Here is a 16,796-nt window from a genome sequence, read left to right as displayed (position 1 = left end):
TCATGAGTGAGCCGCGTCATTGTCCAGCGGTATTGATTGCCGCACCTGCTTCGGGCCAGGGTAAAACCACGGTTACCGCTGCGTTGGCTCGCCTGCATCGCAATCAGGGCCGCAAGGTTCGCGTGTTCAAGTGCGGGCCGGATTTCCTTGATCCCATGATTCTCGAGCGAGCCAGCGGTGCGCCGGTGTATCAGCTCGATTTGTGGATGGTCGGTGCTGATGAAAGCCGTCGTCTGTTGTGGGAAGCCGCGGGCGAAGCTGACCTGATCCTGATTGAAGGCGTGATGGGCTTGTTTGACGGCACACCGTCCAGCGCTGATCTGGCACGTCACTTTGGCGTGCCGGTATTGGGTGTGATTGACGGTACGGCCATGGCTCAGACCTTTGGTGCGCTGGCCTTGGGCCTGGCGCGCTATCAGCCTGATTTGCCGTTCGCCGGTGTATTGGCTAACCGCGTCGGCACTGTGCGTCATGCGCAGTTGCTCGAAGGCAGCCTGACGGAGGGCCTGCGCTGGTACGGCGCGTTGTCCCGTGAAACCGGAATTGAACTGCCCAGCCGTCACCTCGGACTGGTGCAGGCCAGTGAATTGAACGACCTGGATTTGCGCCTCGACGCAGCTGCTCAGGCGTTGGCCAGTACCTGCGAAGTCGCCTTGCCGCCTGCCGTGACGTTCGCTGCACCGGACATCATCCCGGCCCAGCCTTTGCTTGAAGGCGTGCGTATAGCCGTGGCTCACGACGAAGCCTTTGCCTTCACTTATGGCGCGAGCCTGGACTTGCTGCGGGCGATGGGCGCAGAACTGATGTTCTTCTCGCCGATCCGCGACAGCGTTTTACCCGAGGCGGACAGTCTCTATTTGCCGGGTGGTTACCCCGAATTGCATCACGTTGCATTGAGCCAGAACACGCCCATGCTGACTGCAATCCGCGAACACCACCAAGCAGGCAAGCCGCTGCTGGCTGAATGCGGCGGCATGTTGTATCTGCTGGATGCCTTGACCGATGTTGACGGGCTGCGCGTTGAACTGGTCGGTTTACTCGCAGGTGAGGCCGTGATGCAGAAGCGTCTGGCGGCGCTGGCGCTACAAAACGTCGCATTGCCCGAGGGTGAGTTGCGCGGCCACACTTATCACCATTCCTTGACCAGCACCGAGCTGCAACCCATTGCACGGGGCCTGAGCCCTAATGGCGGGCGCGGCGCGGAGGCGGTCTATCGTGAGGGGCGCATGACGGCGTCCTATGTGCATTTCTATTTCCCTTCCAATCCCCAGGCGGTTGCGGCGCTTTTCAAACCATGAGTGATCAAGCGTACAGCGCCGAAGAACGTGCTGCGGTCTATCGTGCCATCGCTGAGCGGCGTGACATGCGGCATTTCAGCGGGGGCAGCGTGGCACCGGAGTTACTGACGCGCCTGCTCGAAGCAGCGCATCAGGCGCCCAGTGTGGGGTTGATGCAGCCGTGGCGCTTCATTCGCATCACCGACCGGGCGTTGCGTGCAAGCATTCAGGCTCAGGTCGAGAGCGAGCGGGTTCGTACCGCCGAGGCGCTGGGCGAGCGTGCCGATGACTTCATGAAACTCAAGGTCGAGGGCATCAACGACTGTGCGGAAGTGCTGGTGGCGGCGCTCATGGACGATCGCGAAAAGCACATCTTTGGTCGCCGTACGTTGCCGGAAATGGACCTGGCGTCATTGTCATGCGCCATTCAGAACATGTGGCTGGCTGCCCGCGCCGAAGGGCTGGGTATGGGCTGGGTATCGTTGTTCGAGCCACAGGCTCTGGCGGATCTGCTCGGCATGCCCGCAGGTGCCAAGCCGTTGGCGATCCTGTGCCTGGGGCCGGTGAGCGAGTTCTACCCGGTGCCGATGCTGGTGATGGAAGGCTGGGGCAAAGAGCGTCCGTTGAACGAAATGCTGTTTGAGAACCAATGGGGAGTCGGTCAATGAGTGTGGCGCTGTTGAGTGTTGCCGGGGTAGCGCTGGATGCGTTGCTGGGTGAGCCCAAACGCTCCCATCCGCTGGTTGCATTCGGGCGTTTCGCTGATCGCATCGAACAGCGCTTCAATTCTGCCGGGCGCGGTTGGCGCAGCCATGGTGTAACCGCCTGGGTGATTGCCGTCATCCCGTTGACCCTGTTGGCGACGCTGTTGAGCTGGCTGCCCTATATTGGCTGGCTGGTGGAAATTCTCGCGCTGTATTGCGCCCTCGGTTTACGCAGTCTGGGCGAACACGTCGAGCCTGTGGCTCAGGCGCTCCGTTCGGACGACCTTGAGGAGGCGCGACGTCGCGTCGGCTATCTGGTCAGCCGCCAGACCTCGGAGCTGGACGCCACTGAAGTCGCCCGTGCCGCCACCGAGTCGGTGCTGGAGAACGGCAGCGACGCCGTATTTGCTGCCTTGTTCTGGTTTGCCGTCGCGGGTGTGCCGGGCGTGGTGTTGTACCGCTTGAGTAATACGCTGGACGCCATGTGGGGGTATCGCAACGAACGTTTCGAACGGTTCGGCTGGGCGGCGGCAAAGATCGATGACGTGCTCAATTACATTCCTGCAAGGCTGGTGGCGTTAACTTACGCGCTGCTGGGCAAGACCCGTCTGGCCTTGCGCTGCTGGCGTACACAAGGCCCGACATGGGACAGCCCCAACGCCGGGCCAGTGATGGCCGCGGGTGCCGGTGCGCTGGGTGTCGAGCTGGGCGGTGCCGCGATTTATCACGGCGAATTGCATCAGCGTCCGCAGTTGGGTGAAGGCCTGCCCGCTGACGCAAACTCCATTGATCGCGGTTGGCAACTGGTGCAGCGCGGTGTGTGGTTATGGTTGCTGGTGTTGTGCGTGGGGGCTGAGTTTTATGCTTGAGCATGGCGGTCGCCTGCGCAAGGCAGCACGAGAGTACGGCATCGACGAAGCCGACTGGCTGGACCTCTCCACGGGTATCGCGCCGTGGGCCTTTCCAATTCCTGCTATCCCGGTAACGGCGTGGAACCGCCTGCCTGAAGCCGATGACGGTCTGGAACAAGCCGCCTGCACGTATTACGGTGCCGCGCGTGCGCTGCCGGTGTCGGGTTCTCAGGCAGCCATTCAGGCCCTTCCGCGCCTGCGCAGCACTGGCAAAGTCGGTGTACTGTCGCCCTGTTATGCCGAGCATGCCCATGCCTGGCGCAGCGCGGGCTTTCTGGTGCGCGAAGTACTTGAGCATGAAGTGGACTACTTTCTCGACAGCCTTGATGTGCTGGTGGTGGTCAACCCCAATAACCCCACGGGGCTGGTGCTGACTTCAGAGCGTCTGTTGAAGTGGCACGGGCGGCTGGCGCAGCGGGGCGGCTGGCTGGTGGTCGACGAAGCCTTCATGGATAACACGCCGGACCTGAGCCTTGCTGCTCATACGGGGATGGAGGGTTTGATTGTCCTGCGTTCATTCGGCAAGTTCTTCGGCCTTGCCGGTGTGCGGTTGGGGTTTGTGCTGGCTGAGCCACGCTTGCTCAAGTCCCTGGCTCAGGACATTGGCCCCTGGACTGTCAGCGGTCCCGCGCGGATTATCGGCCAGGCGTGCCTCAAGGATGTTCAACGGCACGCTGAACAACGCCTTCGAACTGATCAGGCCAGCCAGCGGCTTGCGCAATTGCTCACGCGCCATGGACTGAAACCAGCGGGTGGCTGTGCATTGTTTCAACGGTCGATCACTGCGAACGCTGGGTTGTTGCATGATTTCTGCGCCCGGCGCGGCATTCTGCTGCGCCTGTTTGTCAGTGATAACCCGCTCAATGGCAGCCTGCGCTTTGGTCTGCCTGACGATGACGTCCAATGGCAGCGCCTGGAAACAGCGCTACGCGAATTCAATCAGAGCCTATCCAGCCAGGAGCAGCCATGACGACCTTGATGGTGCAAGGCACTACGTCCGACGCGGGTAAAAGCACGCTGGTAACGGCACTGTGCCGCTGGTTGACCCGTCAGGGTGTTGCCGTTGTGCCGTTCAAACCACAGAACATGGCGCTCAACAGCGCGGTCACCGCCGATGGTGGTGAAATCGGGCGCGCTCAGGCGGTGCAGGCTCAGGCGTGCTTCCTTGAACCCCACACCGACATGAACCCGGTGCTGCTCAAGCCCAACAGCGATACCGGCGCGCAGGTGATTATTCACGGCCGCGCGGTGACGACCATGAATGCGGTGGCGTATCACGGCTATAAAGAGATCGCCATGAAAGCGGTGCTGGAGTCACATGAGCGTCTGGGCCGTACCTACCCGGTGATCATGGTCGAAGGCGCAGGCTCACCCGCCGAAATCAATCTGCGCGCCAATGACATTGCCAACATGGGCTTTGCCGAAGCGGTGGATTGCCCGGTGCTGCTGATCGCCGATATCAATCGTGGCGGGGTTTTTGCTCATCTGGTTGGCACACTGGAGTTGCTCTCGCCCAGCGAACAGGCGAGGGTCAAGGGTTTCATCATCAACCGCTTTCGCGGTGACATTGCTTTACTGCAACCGGGGCTGGACTGGCTCGAAGCGCGCACGGGCAAACCGGTGGTCGGCGTGCTGCCTTACGTGATGGACCTGCATCTGGAGGCCGAAGACGGTCTTGATCAGCGCCAGACCGACAAGGTCGAGCAAGTGCTCAACGTGGTGGTGCCGATTCTGCCGCGCATCAGTAACCACACCGATTTCGACCCACTGCGCCTGCACCCGCAGGTCAACCTGCAATTCATCGGGCCGGGGCAAACCATCCCTTCGGCCGACCTGATCATCCTGCCCGGCTCGAAAAGCGTGCGCAGCGATATGGCTTACCTGCGTGCCAACGGCTGGGATACCGCCATTGCCAGGCACCTGCGCTATGGCGGCAAGTTGCTGGGGATTTGCGGTGGTTTGCAGATGCTCGGCGAGCAGTTGCATGATCCTTTGGGCCTTGAGGGCGCGCCGGGTTCCAGCACAGGTCTTGGGTTGCTGGCGATGAGCACGGTGCTCGAAGAAGAGAAACAGCTACGGAACGTGAAAGGCCGTCTGTTGCTGGAAGGCGTGCAGATCAGCGGCTATGAAATTCATGCAGGGGTGACCACTGGCGCAGCGCTGGAGCGCCCGGCGGTGCAACTGGACGATGACCGTTGCGACGGTGCGCAAAGTGCTGATGGGCAGATTTTCGGCACTTACCTGCACGGGCTGTTCGAGACGCCCGAGGCGTGCAGTGCCCTGTTGCGCTGGGCCGGTTTGCAGGACGTGCAGCAAGTGGATTACCACGCCTTGCGCGAACGCGACATCGAGCGCCTGGCGGATCTGGTTGAGAACCATCTGGATGGCAAGCTGCTGCGCGAGTTGTGTGGGTTGGATGTGAGCCAGGTCAAACAAAACTCCGGCTCACTGAATTGAAATGCATTTCTGTAGGAGTGAGCTTGCTCGCGATTCGATTTTTTCTTTCGATAAATTATCGCCTGACCTGACGCTATCGCGAGCAAGCTCACTCCTACAGAAAATGCATTCCAAGTTAGATGGATGCATTTTTTCTTAAGAGAGACGCCCACACATGCAGCAACTAATCCTCGGTGGCGCACGCTCCGGCAAGAGTCGACTGGCTGAAGGTCTCGCCAGTGACTCGGGGCTGGAAGTGATTTACGTCGCCACCAGCCAGCCCGTGGACGGCGAATTGAATCAGCGTGTCGCACTGCATCGCGAGCGACGCCCCGACACATGGGGCCTGATTGAAGAGCCTCTCGAGCTGGCGCGGGTCCTGCGGGATAACGCCAGTGCCGACCACTGTTTGCTGGTGGATTGCCTGACCTTATGGTTGACCAATCTGCTGATGCTTGAAAACCCTGAGCGTCTGGCGCAAGAGCGCCAGGCGCTGCTCGACTGCCTCGCGCAATTGCCGGGCGAAATTATTTTTGTCAGCAACGAAACCGGGCTGGGCGTGGTGCCCCTCGGTGAGCTGACCCGTCGCTATGTCGATGAAGCCGGTTTACTGCACCAGGCTCTGGCCGAACGGTGCCAGCGCGTTGTGCTGACCGTGGCTGGCTTGCCTCTGACACTGAAAGGATCCGCATTATGAGTAACACCTGGTGGCTTGAACCTGCCCGGACGATTGACATTTCGGCGAGGGAAGAAGCCCTGGCGCGGCAACAACAATTGACCAAACCCACCGGTTCCCTCGGGCAACTGGAACGTGTTGCAGTGCAACTGGCCGGGTTGCAGGGGCGGGTAAAACCCAAGGTTGATGCCGTGTGGATCGCGATTTTTGCTGGAGATCACGGCGTAGTTGCGGAGGGTGTTTCGGCATATCCGCAGGAAGTGACCGGGCAAATGCTGCACAACTTCGTCACCGGCGGAGCGGCGATCAGCGTATTGGCGCAGCAGTTGTCGGCGCAACTGGACGTAGTGGACCTGGGCACGGTGACCCCTCTGGATCTGCCGGGTGTGCGTCATTTACGGATCGGTGCCGGTACGGCGAACTTCGCCAAAGGACCGGCCATGAGCCATGAGCAAGGCCTGCTGGCGTTGCAGGCCGGGCGCGACAGCGTGCTGCGCGCCAAGGCGGTGGGCATTGAACTGTTCGTCGGTGGCGAGATGGGGATCGGCAATACCGCTGCGGCCAGTGCGGTGGCCTGTTCGCTACTCGACTGTGCGGCGCAGCTGTTGGTCGGCCCGGGTACGGGGTTGAATGCTGCGGGCATCAGCCACAAGACCGAGGTCATCGAGCGTGCATTGGCATTGCATGCCGAGCACACCGGGGATCCGTTGCAAAGCCTGTTCTGCCTGGGTGGTTTCGAGATTGCCGCGCTGGTGGGCGCGTATCTGGCTTGCGCCCAGGAAGGTATTGCCGTGCTGGTCGACGGCTTTATCTGCAGTGTCGCGGCGCTGGTGGCAGTACGCTTGAACTCTTCGTGTCGTGACTGGCTGTTGTTCGGCCATCGTGGTGCTGAACCGGGCCATCGTTATTTGCTGGAAACCTTGCAGGCCGAGCCGCTTCTGGATCTGGGCCTGCGGCTTGGCGAAGGCAGCGGCGCAGCACTGGCGGTGCCGCTGGTGCGCCTGGCCTGTCAGTTGCACAACGGCATGGCGACTTTCGCTGAAGCGGCTGTAGCGGATCGTCCTGCATGATCTTGCATCTGGACATGCTGCGTCACGGCGAGACAGAGCTGGGCGGGGGTATGCGTGGCAGTCTGGACGATGCATTGACTGACACCGGTTGGACACAGATGCGCGCTGCGGTGGCTGAGTGCGGTCCATGGGACCGAATCATCAGTTCGCCGCTGCAACGTTGTGCCCGGTTTGCCGAAGAGCTGGCTGAACGTCTGGCGTTGCCGCTGAGCTTCGAGCCGGGTTTGCAGGAGTTGCATTTCGGCGATTGGGAAGGGCGTAGCGCTGCGCAGCTGATGGAAACCGATGCCGAGGGTCTAGGCCTGTTCTGGAACGATCCGTACGGCTTCACGCCACCCAACGGCGAGCCGGTAATCGAGTTTTCGTCACGGGTGTTGGCTGCTGTCGAAAAACTGCATCAAGCCTATGCGGGCGAACGTGTGTTGTTGATCAGCCATGGCGGAGTGATGCGCCTGTTGCTGGCAAAGGCTCGCGGCCTGCCTCGCGAGCAGTTGCTGCAAGTGACGGTTGGGCACGGCGCGCTGCTGGCGATTACTGTTGCCAGCGGCTGCGTATTGAACACGACCGGTGAGCTCCTACAGGATAGGGGGCCAAGTTGTGGGTATGAGACCGAGGAAACCTGACATGTTGCCGTTCTGGATTGCCCTGCAGTTCCTCAGCAGTTTGCCCGTCAGTTTGCCTGGCATGCCCAAGCCTCAGGAGCTGGGGCGTTCGCTGCTGTTTTATCCATTGGTTGGCGTTTTGTTCGGTACGATCCTGATGGGGCTGAATGCACTGCTCGACGGTGCCCCCGTTATGCTGCATGCGGCAATACTGTTGACTGTGTGGGTATTGCTCAGTGGCGGACTGCATCTGGATGGCCTGGCGGACAGCGCCGATGCCTGGCTGGGTGGTTTCGGAGATCGCGAACGCACCCTGAGTATCATGAAAGACCCTCGCAGCGGACCCATTGCTGTGGTCACGCTGATTCTGGTGCTGCTGCTCAAATTCACCGCACTGCTGGCGCTGATCGAAAGCGAGAACTCCATAGCGCTGCTGCTGGCTCCTGTTATCGGTCGAAGTGCCATGCTCGGTCTGTTTGTTTGCACGCCTTACGTCAGAGCTGGCGGGTTGGGACAGGCGCTGGCTGACCATTTGCCACGTTCGGCGGGTAAACAGGTGCTGTTGGTCTGCGCAATAGGCTGCGTGCTGGTTGCCGGTTTATCGGGTTTGTATGCTTTGGCGGCAGCGGCTGCCTGTTTCTTCTGGCTGCGACACCTCATGTTCAAGCGCCTGGGTGGCACTACCGGGGATACGGCAGGTGCACTGCTGGAGTTGCTGGAAGTCGCGGTGTTGCTGGCAGTGGTTCTGGCCTGACAGACCAAACTCCCATCTGACAAACTGCAATTTCCCGATTAAAACCTCTCCTACAGGTCGCAATGTCGATTCGATCAGATTGACACCCCCATCCACCACCGCGTAGCTTTTACACATTCTGTTACGGGTATATCCACGTAATTTTTCCGCATGCGTGAGCTGGAGAATAAAAATGACATCCGTCTGGCGTACCAGTGGCTGGATCCTTTTGGGCAGTGCCTTGATTCTGGCGCTGTCACTGGGTACGCGACATGGTTTTGGTTTATTCCTCGCACCGATGAGTGCCGACTTCGGATGGGGGCGCGAGGTCTTCGCGTTCGCGATCGCCTTCCAGAACCTGATGTGGGGGCTGGCTCAGCCGTTCGCCGGGGCATTGGCCGACCGTTTTGGAGCGGCCAAAGTGGTGTTTATCGGCGGCATTCTTTATGCGGCAGGTCTGCTTTTGATGAGCACGGCTGACACGCCTTTAAGCCTCTCGCTGAGTGCCGGCCTGTTGATCGGCATTGGCCTGTCCGGTACTTCATTTTCGGTGATTCTGGGCGTGGTCGGCCGAGCGTTGCCTGCTGAGAAGCGCAGCATGGGCATGGGGATCGCCAGCGCTGCTGGCTCATTCGGTCAGTTCGCCATGCTGCCCGGTACCCTCGGATTAATAGGTTGGCTGGGCTGGTCGAGTGCACTGCTGGTGCTCGGCGTACTAGTGGCGCTGATTCTGCCGCTGGTGATGATGCTCAGAGACAGCCCGGCGCCACTGGTTGGCGGCGAACAGACTCTGCGCGAAGCGTTGCACGAAGCCTGCTCGCACTCAGGCTTCTGGCTACTGGCCTTGGGTTTTTTCGTCTGTGGGTTTCAGGTGGTGTTCATCGGTGTGCATTTGCCTGCGTATCTGGTGGATCAGCATTTGCCCGCCAAGGTCGGCACGACGGTGCTGGCACTGATCGGCCTGTTCAACATTTTCGGAACCTATACCGCGGGTTGGCTGGGCGGACGTATGTCCAAGCCACGCCTGCTGACCGTGCTGTATTTGCTCCGTGCGGTGGTGATTGTGTTGTTCATCACACTGCCGCTGAGTGAGACCTCAGCCTACCTGTTCGGTGTCGCGATGGGCCTGCTGTGGCTGTCCACTGTCCCGCTGACCAATGGCACCGTCGCGACGTTGTTTGGCGTGCGTAACCTGTCGATGCTCGGTGGTATTGTGTTCCTGTTCCATCAATTGGGCGCCTTCCTTGGCGGTTGGCTGGGCGGTGTCGTGTATGACCGAATGGGGAACTACGATTTGATCTGGCAAGTGTCGATACTGCTGAGTCTGCTGGCGGCTGCATTGAACTGGCCTGTGCGTGAGCGGCCGGTTGCCCGGTTGCAGGCTCGTGCGGCATGAGCCGGATGTGGCTCTGGGGCGCGGGGCTGGTGGGCGTGTTGACGCTGGCGTTGATCTGGTGGGCGTGGCAAAACGTCGGGCTGGCTGCCTTGCAGTTAGGCATGGGCGCGTGCCTCTAGGCATTTCTCCGGGCGCGGGTTAGTTTGTCCTGCAGACAATAATGGATGACTGCGCCGCAAAGGCGCTCGGGATGCCCTATGCACATTCGCTGGATTGCTTTGCCGGTTCTCATGTTCGCGTTAGGCGGCACTGCCATGGCCGCCGATTGCCCGCCCCTGTTGCAGGGTGAATTGCCCAAGTTGCGCGCCAAGGAAAATATCAACCTGTGCGAACGCTTTGCAGGCAAGCCGATGCTGGTGGTCAATACTGCCAGCTTCTGTGGCTTCGCCCCTCAGTTCAAAAGCCTGGAGGCGTTGAACCAGCGCTTCAAGGGGCAAGGCCTGGAAGTGTTGGGCGTACCGTCCAATGACTTCAAACAAGAATCCAAAGACGGTGAGGAAACGGCCAAGGTCTGCTACGTCAACTACGGCGTGACCTTTACCATGACTGAGCCGCAGCCCGTCAGGGGCGACGACGCTACCCACCTGTTCAAAGTGCTGGCCGAGCAGAGCAATGCGCCGCGCTGGAACTTCTACAAGTACGTGGTGGACCGAAAAGGCAACGTGGTCGCCAGTTTCTCCAGCATGACCACACCGGATGATCCGGAGGTGATCGCGGCGGTTGAAAAGGCCATTGCCTCGAAACCGTGAAACCAGATGCATGAAAAAGCCCCGCAACCATTGCTGATTGCGGGGCTTTTTATTGACTGCAAGACGGCTGGATTAGCCCGCTGCTGTCGATGACTCAGAAGCGATAGGTGATCGAGCTACCCAGGCCATGGGCGGTGTTGCGGTAATTAGCGTTATAAGTGCCTTTGGACGGGTTGGTGTCGCGAATCTTGGCCTCATCCTCGCGCAGGTACGAATACGCCACGTCGATGGTCAGGTTGTCGTTAGGACTCCAGCCAGCACCAAAGCTGATTGCCTTGCGGTCACCCGTAGGGATACGAGGCGAACGGTTGGTGTTGTTGGTTGGCGATTGATCCACCGAGAAACCGGTGCGCAAGGTCCACTCTTTGTTGACCTTGTAGGATGCGCCAATGGCGTGAGCCCAGGTATCATGCCAGTTCTGTGGTTCGGTGATAGTGCTGAAGTTGGCGGAGATAGGGCCAGGAACGCCGCTATTTTCGACGGTGATGTCTTCCAGGCGGCTCCAGCGAGTAAACGTACTGCCTGCGTAAAGAGTCCAGTTTGCGTCCAGCTCGTGAGTCACCGAGAAGTCCACGGATTCAGGCGTCGTCAGGTCTAGCGAAGCATCGTATTTCTGGCCGCTCAATTGGCCCAGAGCCTGGCCTTCGACTTTGGTTTTGCCTTCCAGCTTGTATTTGACCTTGGAGTGGTAGGTTGCGCCAAGGCGAGTGCTGTCAGTGGCTTGCACCAGGATACCGACGTTGAAACCCAGAGCGGTGTCATCGCCTTTGATCTTGACGCTGCCGTCGTTGGTGCCACGGCTGAACGGGTTGATCGTAGAAGCCGTCAGCTCACCATCAATGCGGTTGATGGTCGGACCGAAACCGATGGAAACCTTGTCGTTGAAGGCATAGCTGACAGTAGGCTGGAAGGTGACAACCTGGACGTGGCTCTTGTCGGCGAAGTAGCGACCGGCAAACCCATTTTCGTAATCAGTGACCAGACCAAACGGAACGTAAACCCCGACGCCGAATGCCCAATGATCATCAATCGGCTTGACGTAATACCCCATCGGAACTCCGACGACCGGTACCATATCGCCATCATTGCTACCGCCAAAAGAGCTGCTGGCGTCATCAATTTTGGTTTTTGCAATGATTGCCGCGGCGCCAACGCTGACTTGTTCGCGCTTGAGACGGGACATACCGGCTGGGTTGCCGAATACAGTGCTTGCATCATCGGCAGATGAGGAGCGGCCCGCAAAACCGGTACCCATTCCGCTGATGCTTTGTTCGTTGATGGCAAAGCCAGCAGCGAAGAGTTGGGAGGCAGCCAGGCTGACAGTGAGGCCGAGTGTGGTCTTGAGCATTACTTTTTTCATTATTAGAACTCCATGTTGATCACCGCGCGGAAATTACCAACATTTTTCAGAATGCGCCATAGTCCGAATGGCCTGATCTAGAGCGTTTTTTGTAGGACAATCCAATTAAAATGTGGGGATCTGCATCTATCGTGATTGAGGCGAAAGTCATTCACGCCGGGTGCAAAAGTGGCGTTACGCAGGTTTGCCAGGCGCTCATGAAATCGCGTAATCGGCCTTGGGGTTGAAATATTTCGCGCCATATTTTGGCCATAACGCGGGGATCTTCATCAGCAGGCAGACAAAGTCCGTGGGCTTCGACCATCAACCAGGCGATAGCGGTTGAGTAGCGCAGGTTGACGGTCAGCTCCAGATGCGGTCCGGTCAGGAATGCATGCTGACTGGCAAGTCCTCGAACCCGGCTGGCCAATTCCGGATCGAGCGCCAGGTAGTTGTCCCAGAGCTGCCGATGACGGCATTCGGAAATACTGTAAAGGCCGTGTCCGCGTCGGCTGTCCAGTGCGGCTCCCAGGTCGGACTGGCTGGCGGCAACGGCGAGCAGGAACGATTCGGCGCGTGGGCTGTGACGGTCCAGATAAAGCAGAGTGGGCCGGATCACGTGGCGGGATAAATCTCTGGCGGCAATTCCCATGACATCCTCGGGAAAAAGTGACCGGCGGGCCCGGACGTATGGCAGCGGCATTCAGGATCAGACCCGTCGGAAGCGACCACGGCCGCTTGAGTTGAAGTGTAGTGTCATATTTCGCCTGTAAAGGACTGTATTTAAATTAATTCCTGCCAGTTGTCGGTTTCCATATAACGCTTGGCGATAGGCTGCGAGGTCAATCCCGGGGCGAAAAAAAGCCCCGCCGTTATCGGGCGGGGCTCCTTATACCAGCGTAACGAGGTGGCTCAGGCGGTCAAAGCCTGGCGCGTACGCTCGATCACTGCCTGCAGCGGCTCTGCGCTGGAGTACTGATCGGGGTACAGGCGCTCGGTGTGGCGAGCAATGCCGTGTTCGTTAACGATGGTGAAACTGAAGCAGCCTTTGCGAGCGGCCATAATCAGGCAGTTCATTGGTGCAAAAGCGTTAGTCAGTGTATGGATTGCGTGTTGGGTCTGGTGATGAGTAGTCATGATTATTGGTGTTTCCTAAAACGACACGGAACAATGCCGTGCAAAAATAAAACGTTCCAGTAAACGCGGGCGATCCTGATCTGCAGGATGTGGCTGGGCGAAGAACCTGTCTGGAACAAAAGCAGCCAGTTGAAGCGCGCTTTATCGTATGGCGCTTGGGCTGACCGGTAGGTACTTAGGAGGGCAGGCAACACAACAAGAGCAAAGGTTCGACGCTCTGGGTGCAGATCCTGATCAATTGCAGGCTGGTTCTGTCAGGCCATGGATATTTGCACTGCCACTCCCGTCTGCGGGTAGTCGGCATGCAGTCCATGTCTGGAAACCATCGAGGTGGTCGATCCCTTGTTGTCGGCAGGTTCCTCGTATTAAGAGGAGTGCTTACCGGGGGACTTTTTCGACCGTAAATTGACTTTCAGCTTGGTACTAACGGCGACGATGGTAACGGAGTTGCTCCTTTATGGGAAGGCCATTGGTGAAAAAATGTACAAGGAGTGATGCCCGTTCGTCGTCGTTTATGCTTTTTTGCTGCAGCTCTGGTTGAGATCGGCTTGCAATTGCAAGCTTTTCATAGCGAGATTTTTGAGAGCCGATCAAAGTGCGATGCTGACTTGTGCACATTGGCGCAACTTGCTGCCACATCACTGTCATATACGCGCCTAAGGGCTTGATTTACCGTGGTGAATTATTAAGTCAATGAAAAACATCAAATTTTTTTACTGGTGAAAAAATCGTCAGTTTGAGCGCAAGCCCCATTCTATATGCGTTTGCGAGGCGTGAAGGGGGGTTGTCCACTGAGTTATCCACAGCTTCTGTGGATTGTCCCAAGCGCTTGCTCTATTACGCGGCTTTGACTGCTTGCCTCTTTACCTCAGCGAGAAAAAGTGTAGAGTTGCGCGCCTCCTGATTTGCCCCCGTTGTGTTTATGAAGTCTCGCCCTGAACAACCGCACGAATCTCAACACGCCGTGACCAGTGAACCTGTACGCCTGTCTTTGCGTGTGGCGTTATGGTTGCTCGATAACCCGCGCCTGAGCCAGAAGCCCAGCATCAAACATTTTGCCGGCAGGTTGCTCAAACAACCTGCTCGCAGTGGCGTGGTGGTTGCGCAAAGCCGGCTGGGCCAGATTCTCTGTAAAGATTGTGGCAACACGCGTGACCGCCGCATCGGGCACGAGCTCTTGCGTCAGGCGGCCCGTGCCGGTGACTGCAGCGCTCAATTCGAATATGGTCGATTGTGCGCACAGGCGCCGATCAATGAGCCACAGCAGGCGCGTCACTGGCTGGAACTGGCTTCTGCCAAGGGCTCGCAGGACGCCCGACACTTGCTTCGGCAGCTCGACTGCCGTTAGTCCGCGATAAGCACGCCAGTAATCCGCTGCCGACACCAACCCCGCATCGCGCATAATGCCGCAGCACGAATTCGGCATCTGGAGTCCCTATGGCATTGGATTTGAACAGCCTGCTGCTGGGTCTTGGCGCAGCAGCTCTGCCGCTGCTGGCCCTGGCCTGGCAGTTGCAGCGCAAAATCACCCGGCAACAAGCCGACACAGCGTTGCTCGATGAGCGCCTGAGCACTGCCCAGATGGCTCAGGACGGATTGAATGCGCAACTGGATGCCTGCCGCGATGAAATCAGTGATTTGAGTCAGGCTAACTCCGTCAAGCAAGCCGATCTGGCGGCTACCCGTCGCGAAGTTGAGCTCCTGCGCCGTGAGCGTGATAGCGCTCAGGTTGCTGCTCAGGACTGGAATCACGAACGTGCTGATAAAGAAGCTGAGTTGCGTCGCCTTGATGTGCAGTGCGCGGCGCTCAGCGCCGAATTGCGTGAACAGCAGGAAAACCACCAGCAGCGCCTGACTGATCTGCAGAGTTCCCGGGATGAACTGCGCGCTCAATTCGCGGAAATGGCCAGTAAGATTTTTGATGAGCGCGAACAGCGTTTTGCCGAAACGAGCCAGCAGCAACTGGGTCAGTTACTCGATCCTCTTAAAGAGCGCATTCAATCCTTTGAAAAACGCGTGGAGGAGAGCTACCAGGCTGAGGCCCGAGAGCGTTTTTCCCTGGGTAAGGAGCTGGAGCGGCTGCAGCAACTCAACCTGCGGCTCAGCGACGAAGCGACCAACCTGACACGCGCGCTTAAAGGACAGAAAACCCAGGGTAACTGGGGGGAGCTGATTCTGGAGCGGGTTCTGGAGCATGCCGGCCTCGAGAAAGGCCGCGAGTACCAGACTCAGGTCAACCTGAAAGGTCCGGATGGGGAGCGTTTTCAGCCCGATGTGCTGATCATGTTACCCGGTGATAAACAGGTAGTGGTCGATGCCAAGGTCAGCCTCACCGCTTATCAGCAGTACATCAGTGCCGATGACGATGTGATCGGGCAGACCGCACTGAAGCAGCACGTACTGTCGTTGCGTAATCACGTGAAGGGCTTGTCCGGCAAGGACTACAAGCGTCTGGAAGGGCTGCACAGCCTTGATTTCGTTTTATTGTTTGTGCCGATCGAAGCCGCTTTTTCGGCGGCCTTGCAAGCTGAGCCTACTCTTTTTCAGGAAGCGTTTGATCGAAATATCGTTATCGTCAGCCCTACGACGTTGCTCGCCACGTTGCGAGTTATCGACAGTTTGTGGAAGCAAGAGCGGCAAAGCCAGAATGCCCGGGAAATTGCCGAACGCGCAGGCTGGCTGTACGACAAATTCGTACTGTTCATTCAGGATCTGGATGAAGTCGGCAGCCGGTTGCAGCAACTGGACAAAGCCTACAGCGCCGCCCGCAACAAGCTGACGGATGGCCGAGGCAACCTTGTCAGCCGTAGCGAACAGCTCAAGCTGCTGGGCGCCCGGGCCAGCAAGAACCTGCCAGCCGACTTGCTGGAAAAGGCAATGACGGATGAAGAAGGGCTGCTGAGGTTGCCGGAGTAATTACTGGCGGCATTTCGTCCTAGGACCGGCTTTAGCCGGGAAGAGTCCGCAGTGAAAACTGAACCTTTCCCCGCAGAAATACCGCTTTCTGGCGAAAGCCGGTCCTACGGCATCGGCATCTACACCCCACCGTCTGTCGCATAGCCACGCGAGAGCGACACAAGAAATGTCACATTGAACACATCGTGAAAGATGTTTTTCCGCAAGACTGCATTCGCAGGCGTAAAGTGTGAGTTGGCACTATTATTTGTAACACGCGGCTTGAAAATCAGTCGTCGAGTATTCCCTAAGGGGGCTTTATGGACACTAAATTGCAAGATTGGCTTCATGATCTCGGGGTTGCTTTAGGTTTGATCGAGCGCCCCAAGTTACAACCTGTACCTGTGCGCACTGACGATAAACGGCGTCGCCAGCCTCAGCGTCGTTAATCAATAGCCGCGCCATCCTTCCCGGGACGCCTCCGCGTCCCGCTGTAGCATCAGGTTTTTGATCTCCTGCAATTTCTCGCACCCGTCAAATGGCGTTGCTCATTTGTGACAACGGCTATTTGTGCTGGCTGATGAAGATGTGATCAATCAGCGCCATGACCGTGGTAGTTTCCGGGTGCTTCAAGGCCTCTTCTTTTTCTCGTTTCTTGAAGTTGATCCCGGAGCTGTGGAGTTTTTTGAAGAGTTCGTCGATGTCTTCTTCATCAAGGACCAGATCCTCAAGGGTCTGATTTTCCCTGATGACCGACTTGTCGACGAGAATGACCCCGAGCGCGTCCACCACATGTTGCCGAATTTCATTACGATCCATGAAAGCACCCTGTTTTTCGTTGGAGGATCAGCCCTAACTTCCATAAAACAGA

General features: G+C 58.2%; 19 protein-coding genes. 15 read left to right on the top strand and 4 right to left on the bottom strand.

From position 1 onward, the window contains the following. Nucleotides 1-2 precede the first annotated feature (2 nt). The 12 genes from ACYASS_RS08485 (at nt 3) to ACYASS_RS08430 (ending at nt 10,554) form a co-directional block, all read left to right on the top strand. A complete protein-coding gene (locus ACYASS_RS08485; protein ID WP_463585798.1) occupies nt 3-1,298 on the top strand; it encodes a cobyrinate a,c-diamide synthase in 1,296 nt (431 codons plus the stop codon). Then, a complete protein-coding gene (bluB, locus tag ACYASS_RS08480; RefSeq protein ID WP_463585797.1) occupies nt 1,295-1,945 on the top strand; it encodes a 5,6-dimethylbenzimidazole synthase in 651 nt (216 codons plus the stop codon). Before ACYASS_RS08485 ends, bluB begins: the two co-directional genes overlap by 4 nt. Further along, the gene (gene cbiB / locus ACYASS_RS08475) at nt 1,942-2,850 is read left to right on the top strand and encodes an adenosylcobinamide-phosphate synthase CbiB (RefSeq protein ID WP_463585796.1); all 909 of its coding nucleotides are present in this window, start codon (nt 1,942-1,944) and stop codon (nt 2,848-2,850) included. Before bluB ends, cbiB begins: the two co-directional genes overlap by 4 nt. Beyond that, the gene (gene cobD, locus ACYASS_RS08470) at nt 2,843-3,862 is read left to right on the top strand and encodes a threonine-phosphate decarboxylase CobD (RefSeq protein WP_463585795.1); all 1,020 of its coding nucleotides are present in this window, start codon (nt 2,843-2,845) and stop codon (nt 3,860-3,862) included. The genes cbiB and cobD overlap by 8 nt, the downstream gene beginning before the upstream one ends. After that, the gene (locus ACYASS_RS08465; protein ID WP_463585794.1) at nt 3,859-5,349 is read left to right on the top strand and encodes a cobyric acid synthase; all 1,491 of its coding nucleotides are present in this window, start codon (nt 3,859-3,861) and stop codon (nt 5,347-5,349) included. Before cobD ends, ACYASS_RS08465 begins: the two co-directional genes overlap by 4 nt. A gap of 154 nt (nt 5,350-5,503) precedes the next feature. Further along, complete coding sequence (gene cobU, locus ACYASS_RS08460) at nt 5,504-6,025, top strand: bifunctional adenosylcobinamide kinase/adenosylcobinamide-phosphate guanylyltransferase (RefSeq protein WP_463585793.1); 522 nt, start codon at nt 5,504-5,506, stop codon at nt 6,023-6,025. Next, nucleotides 6,022-7,074, top strand: coding sequence for a nicotinate-nucleotide--dimethylbenzimidazole phosphoribosyltransferase (cobT, locus tag ACYASS_RS08455; protein WP_463585792.1), 1,053 nt, complete (start codon nt 6,022-6,024; stop codon nt 7,072-7,074). The genes cobU and cobT overlap by 4 nt, the downstream gene beginning before the upstream one ends. Beyond that, nucleotides 7,071-7,697: an alpha-ribazole phosphatase family protein gene (gene cobC, locus ACYASS_RS08450; RefSeq protein WP_463585791.1), complete on the top strand. Its 627-nt coding sequence runs from the start codon at nt 7,071-7,073 to the stop codon at nt 7,695-7,697. The genes cobT and cobC overlap by 4 nt, the downstream gene beginning before the upstream one ends. A 1-nt stretch (nt 7,698) precedes the next feature. Beyond that, nucleotides 7,699-8,430, top strand: coding sequence for an adenosylcobinamide-GDP ribazoletransferase (locus tag ACYASS_RS08445; protein ID WP_463585790.1), 732 nt, complete (start codon nt 7,699-7,701; stop codon nt 8,428-8,430). Between the two features lie 172 nt (nt 8,431-8,602). Further along, on the top strand, nt 8,603-9,805 hold the full coding sequence (locus ACYASS_RS08440; RefSeq protein ID WP_243245333.1) for an MFS transporter: 1,203 nt from the start codon (nt 8,603-8,605) through the stop codon (nt 9,803-9,805). Next, nucleotides 9,802-9,924, top strand: a complete 123-nt coding sequence (locus ACYASS_RS08435) for a hypothetical protein (RefSeq protein ID WP_279290951.1) — start codon at nt 9,802-9,804, stop codon at nt 9,922-9,924. Before ACYASS_RS08440 ends, ACYASS_RS08435 begins: the two co-directional genes overlap by 4 nt. Before the next feature lie 78 nt (nt 9,925-10,002). Then, nucleotides 10,003-10,554, top strand: coding sequence for a glutathione peroxidase (locus tag ACYASS_RS08430; protein WP_463585789.1), 552 nt, complete (start codon nt 10,003-10,005; stop codon nt 10,552-10,554). A gap of 94 nt (nt 10,555-10,648) precedes the next feature. Here ACYASS_RS08430 and ACYASS_RS08425 read toward each other — a convergent pair whose 3' ends face one another. The 3 genes from ACYASS_RS08425 to ACYASS_RS08415 all read right to left on the bottom strand — a co-directional run bounded on the left by ACYASS_RS08425 (nt 10,649) and on the right by ACYASS_RS08415 (nt 13,030). Further along, nucleotides 10,649-11,914 (bottom strand): OmpP1/FadL family transporter, encoded by a 1,266-nt coding sequence (locus ACYASS_RS08425; RefSeq protein WP_463585788.1) that lies wholly within the window; start codon nt 11,912-11,914, stop codon nt 10,649-10,651. 151 nt (nt 11,915-12,065) lie between these two features. Beyond that, entirely contained in the window at nt 12,066-12,545 is a 480-nt protein-coding gene (locus ACYASS_RS08420) for a hypothetical protein (protein ID WP_463585787.1), read from the bottom strand. Nucleotides 12,546-12,805: 260 nt separating this feature from the next. Continuing rightward, nucleotides 12,806-13,030 carry a hypothetical protein gene (locus ACYASS_RS08415; protein WP_122665857.1) on the bottom strand — a complete coding sequence of 75 codons (225 nt, stop codon included), beginning with the start codon at nt 13,028-13,030 and terminating at the stop codon, nt 12,806-12,808. 922 nt (nt 13,031-13,952) lie between these two features. Between ACYASS_RS08415 and ACYASS_RS08410 the strand changes: the two genes are divergently transcribed. From ACYASS_RS08410 to ACYASS_RS08400, 3 genes are all read left to right on the top strand, one after another. Next, nucleotides 13,953-14,378 (top strand): tetratricopeptide repeat protein, encoded by a 426-nt coding sequence (locus ACYASS_RS08410; protein ID WP_463585786.1) that lies wholly within the window; start codon nt 13,953-13,955, stop codon nt 14,376-14,378. A 203-nt stretch (nt 14,379-14,581) separates the two neighbouring features. Further along, nucleotides 14,582-15,946 (top strand): DNA recombination protein RmuC, encoded by a 1,365-nt coding sequence (locus tag ACYASS_RS08405; RefSeq protein ID WP_463585875.1) that lies wholly within the window; start codon nt 14,582-14,584, stop codon nt 15,944-15,946. A 299-nt stretch (nt 15,947-16,245) separates the two neighbouring features. Further along, on the top strand, nt 16,246-16,374 hold the full coding sequence (locus ACYASS_RS08400) for a PA1414 family protein (protein ID WP_264760712.1): 129 nt from the start codon (nt 16,246-16,248) through the stop codon (nt 16,372-16,374). A gap of 115 nt (nt 16,375-16,489) precedes the next feature. Here the strand turns inward: ACYASS_RS08400 and ACYASS_RS08395 are convergent, their stop codons facing one another. Then, nucleotides 16,490-16,744, bottom strand: coding sequence for a hypothetical protein (locus tag ACYASS_RS08395; protein ID WP_122665852.1), 255 nt, complete (start codon nt 16,742-16,744; stop codon nt 16,490-16,492). Between the last annotated feature and the right edge of the window lie 52 nt (nt 16,745-16,796).

The sequence above is a fragment of the Pseudomonas sp. HP_14 genome (genome assembly GCF_055283875.1).
The sequence above is the reverse complement of the archived record's forward strand: the minus strand, read 5'-3'. Positions and strand labels throughout refer to the sequence as shown.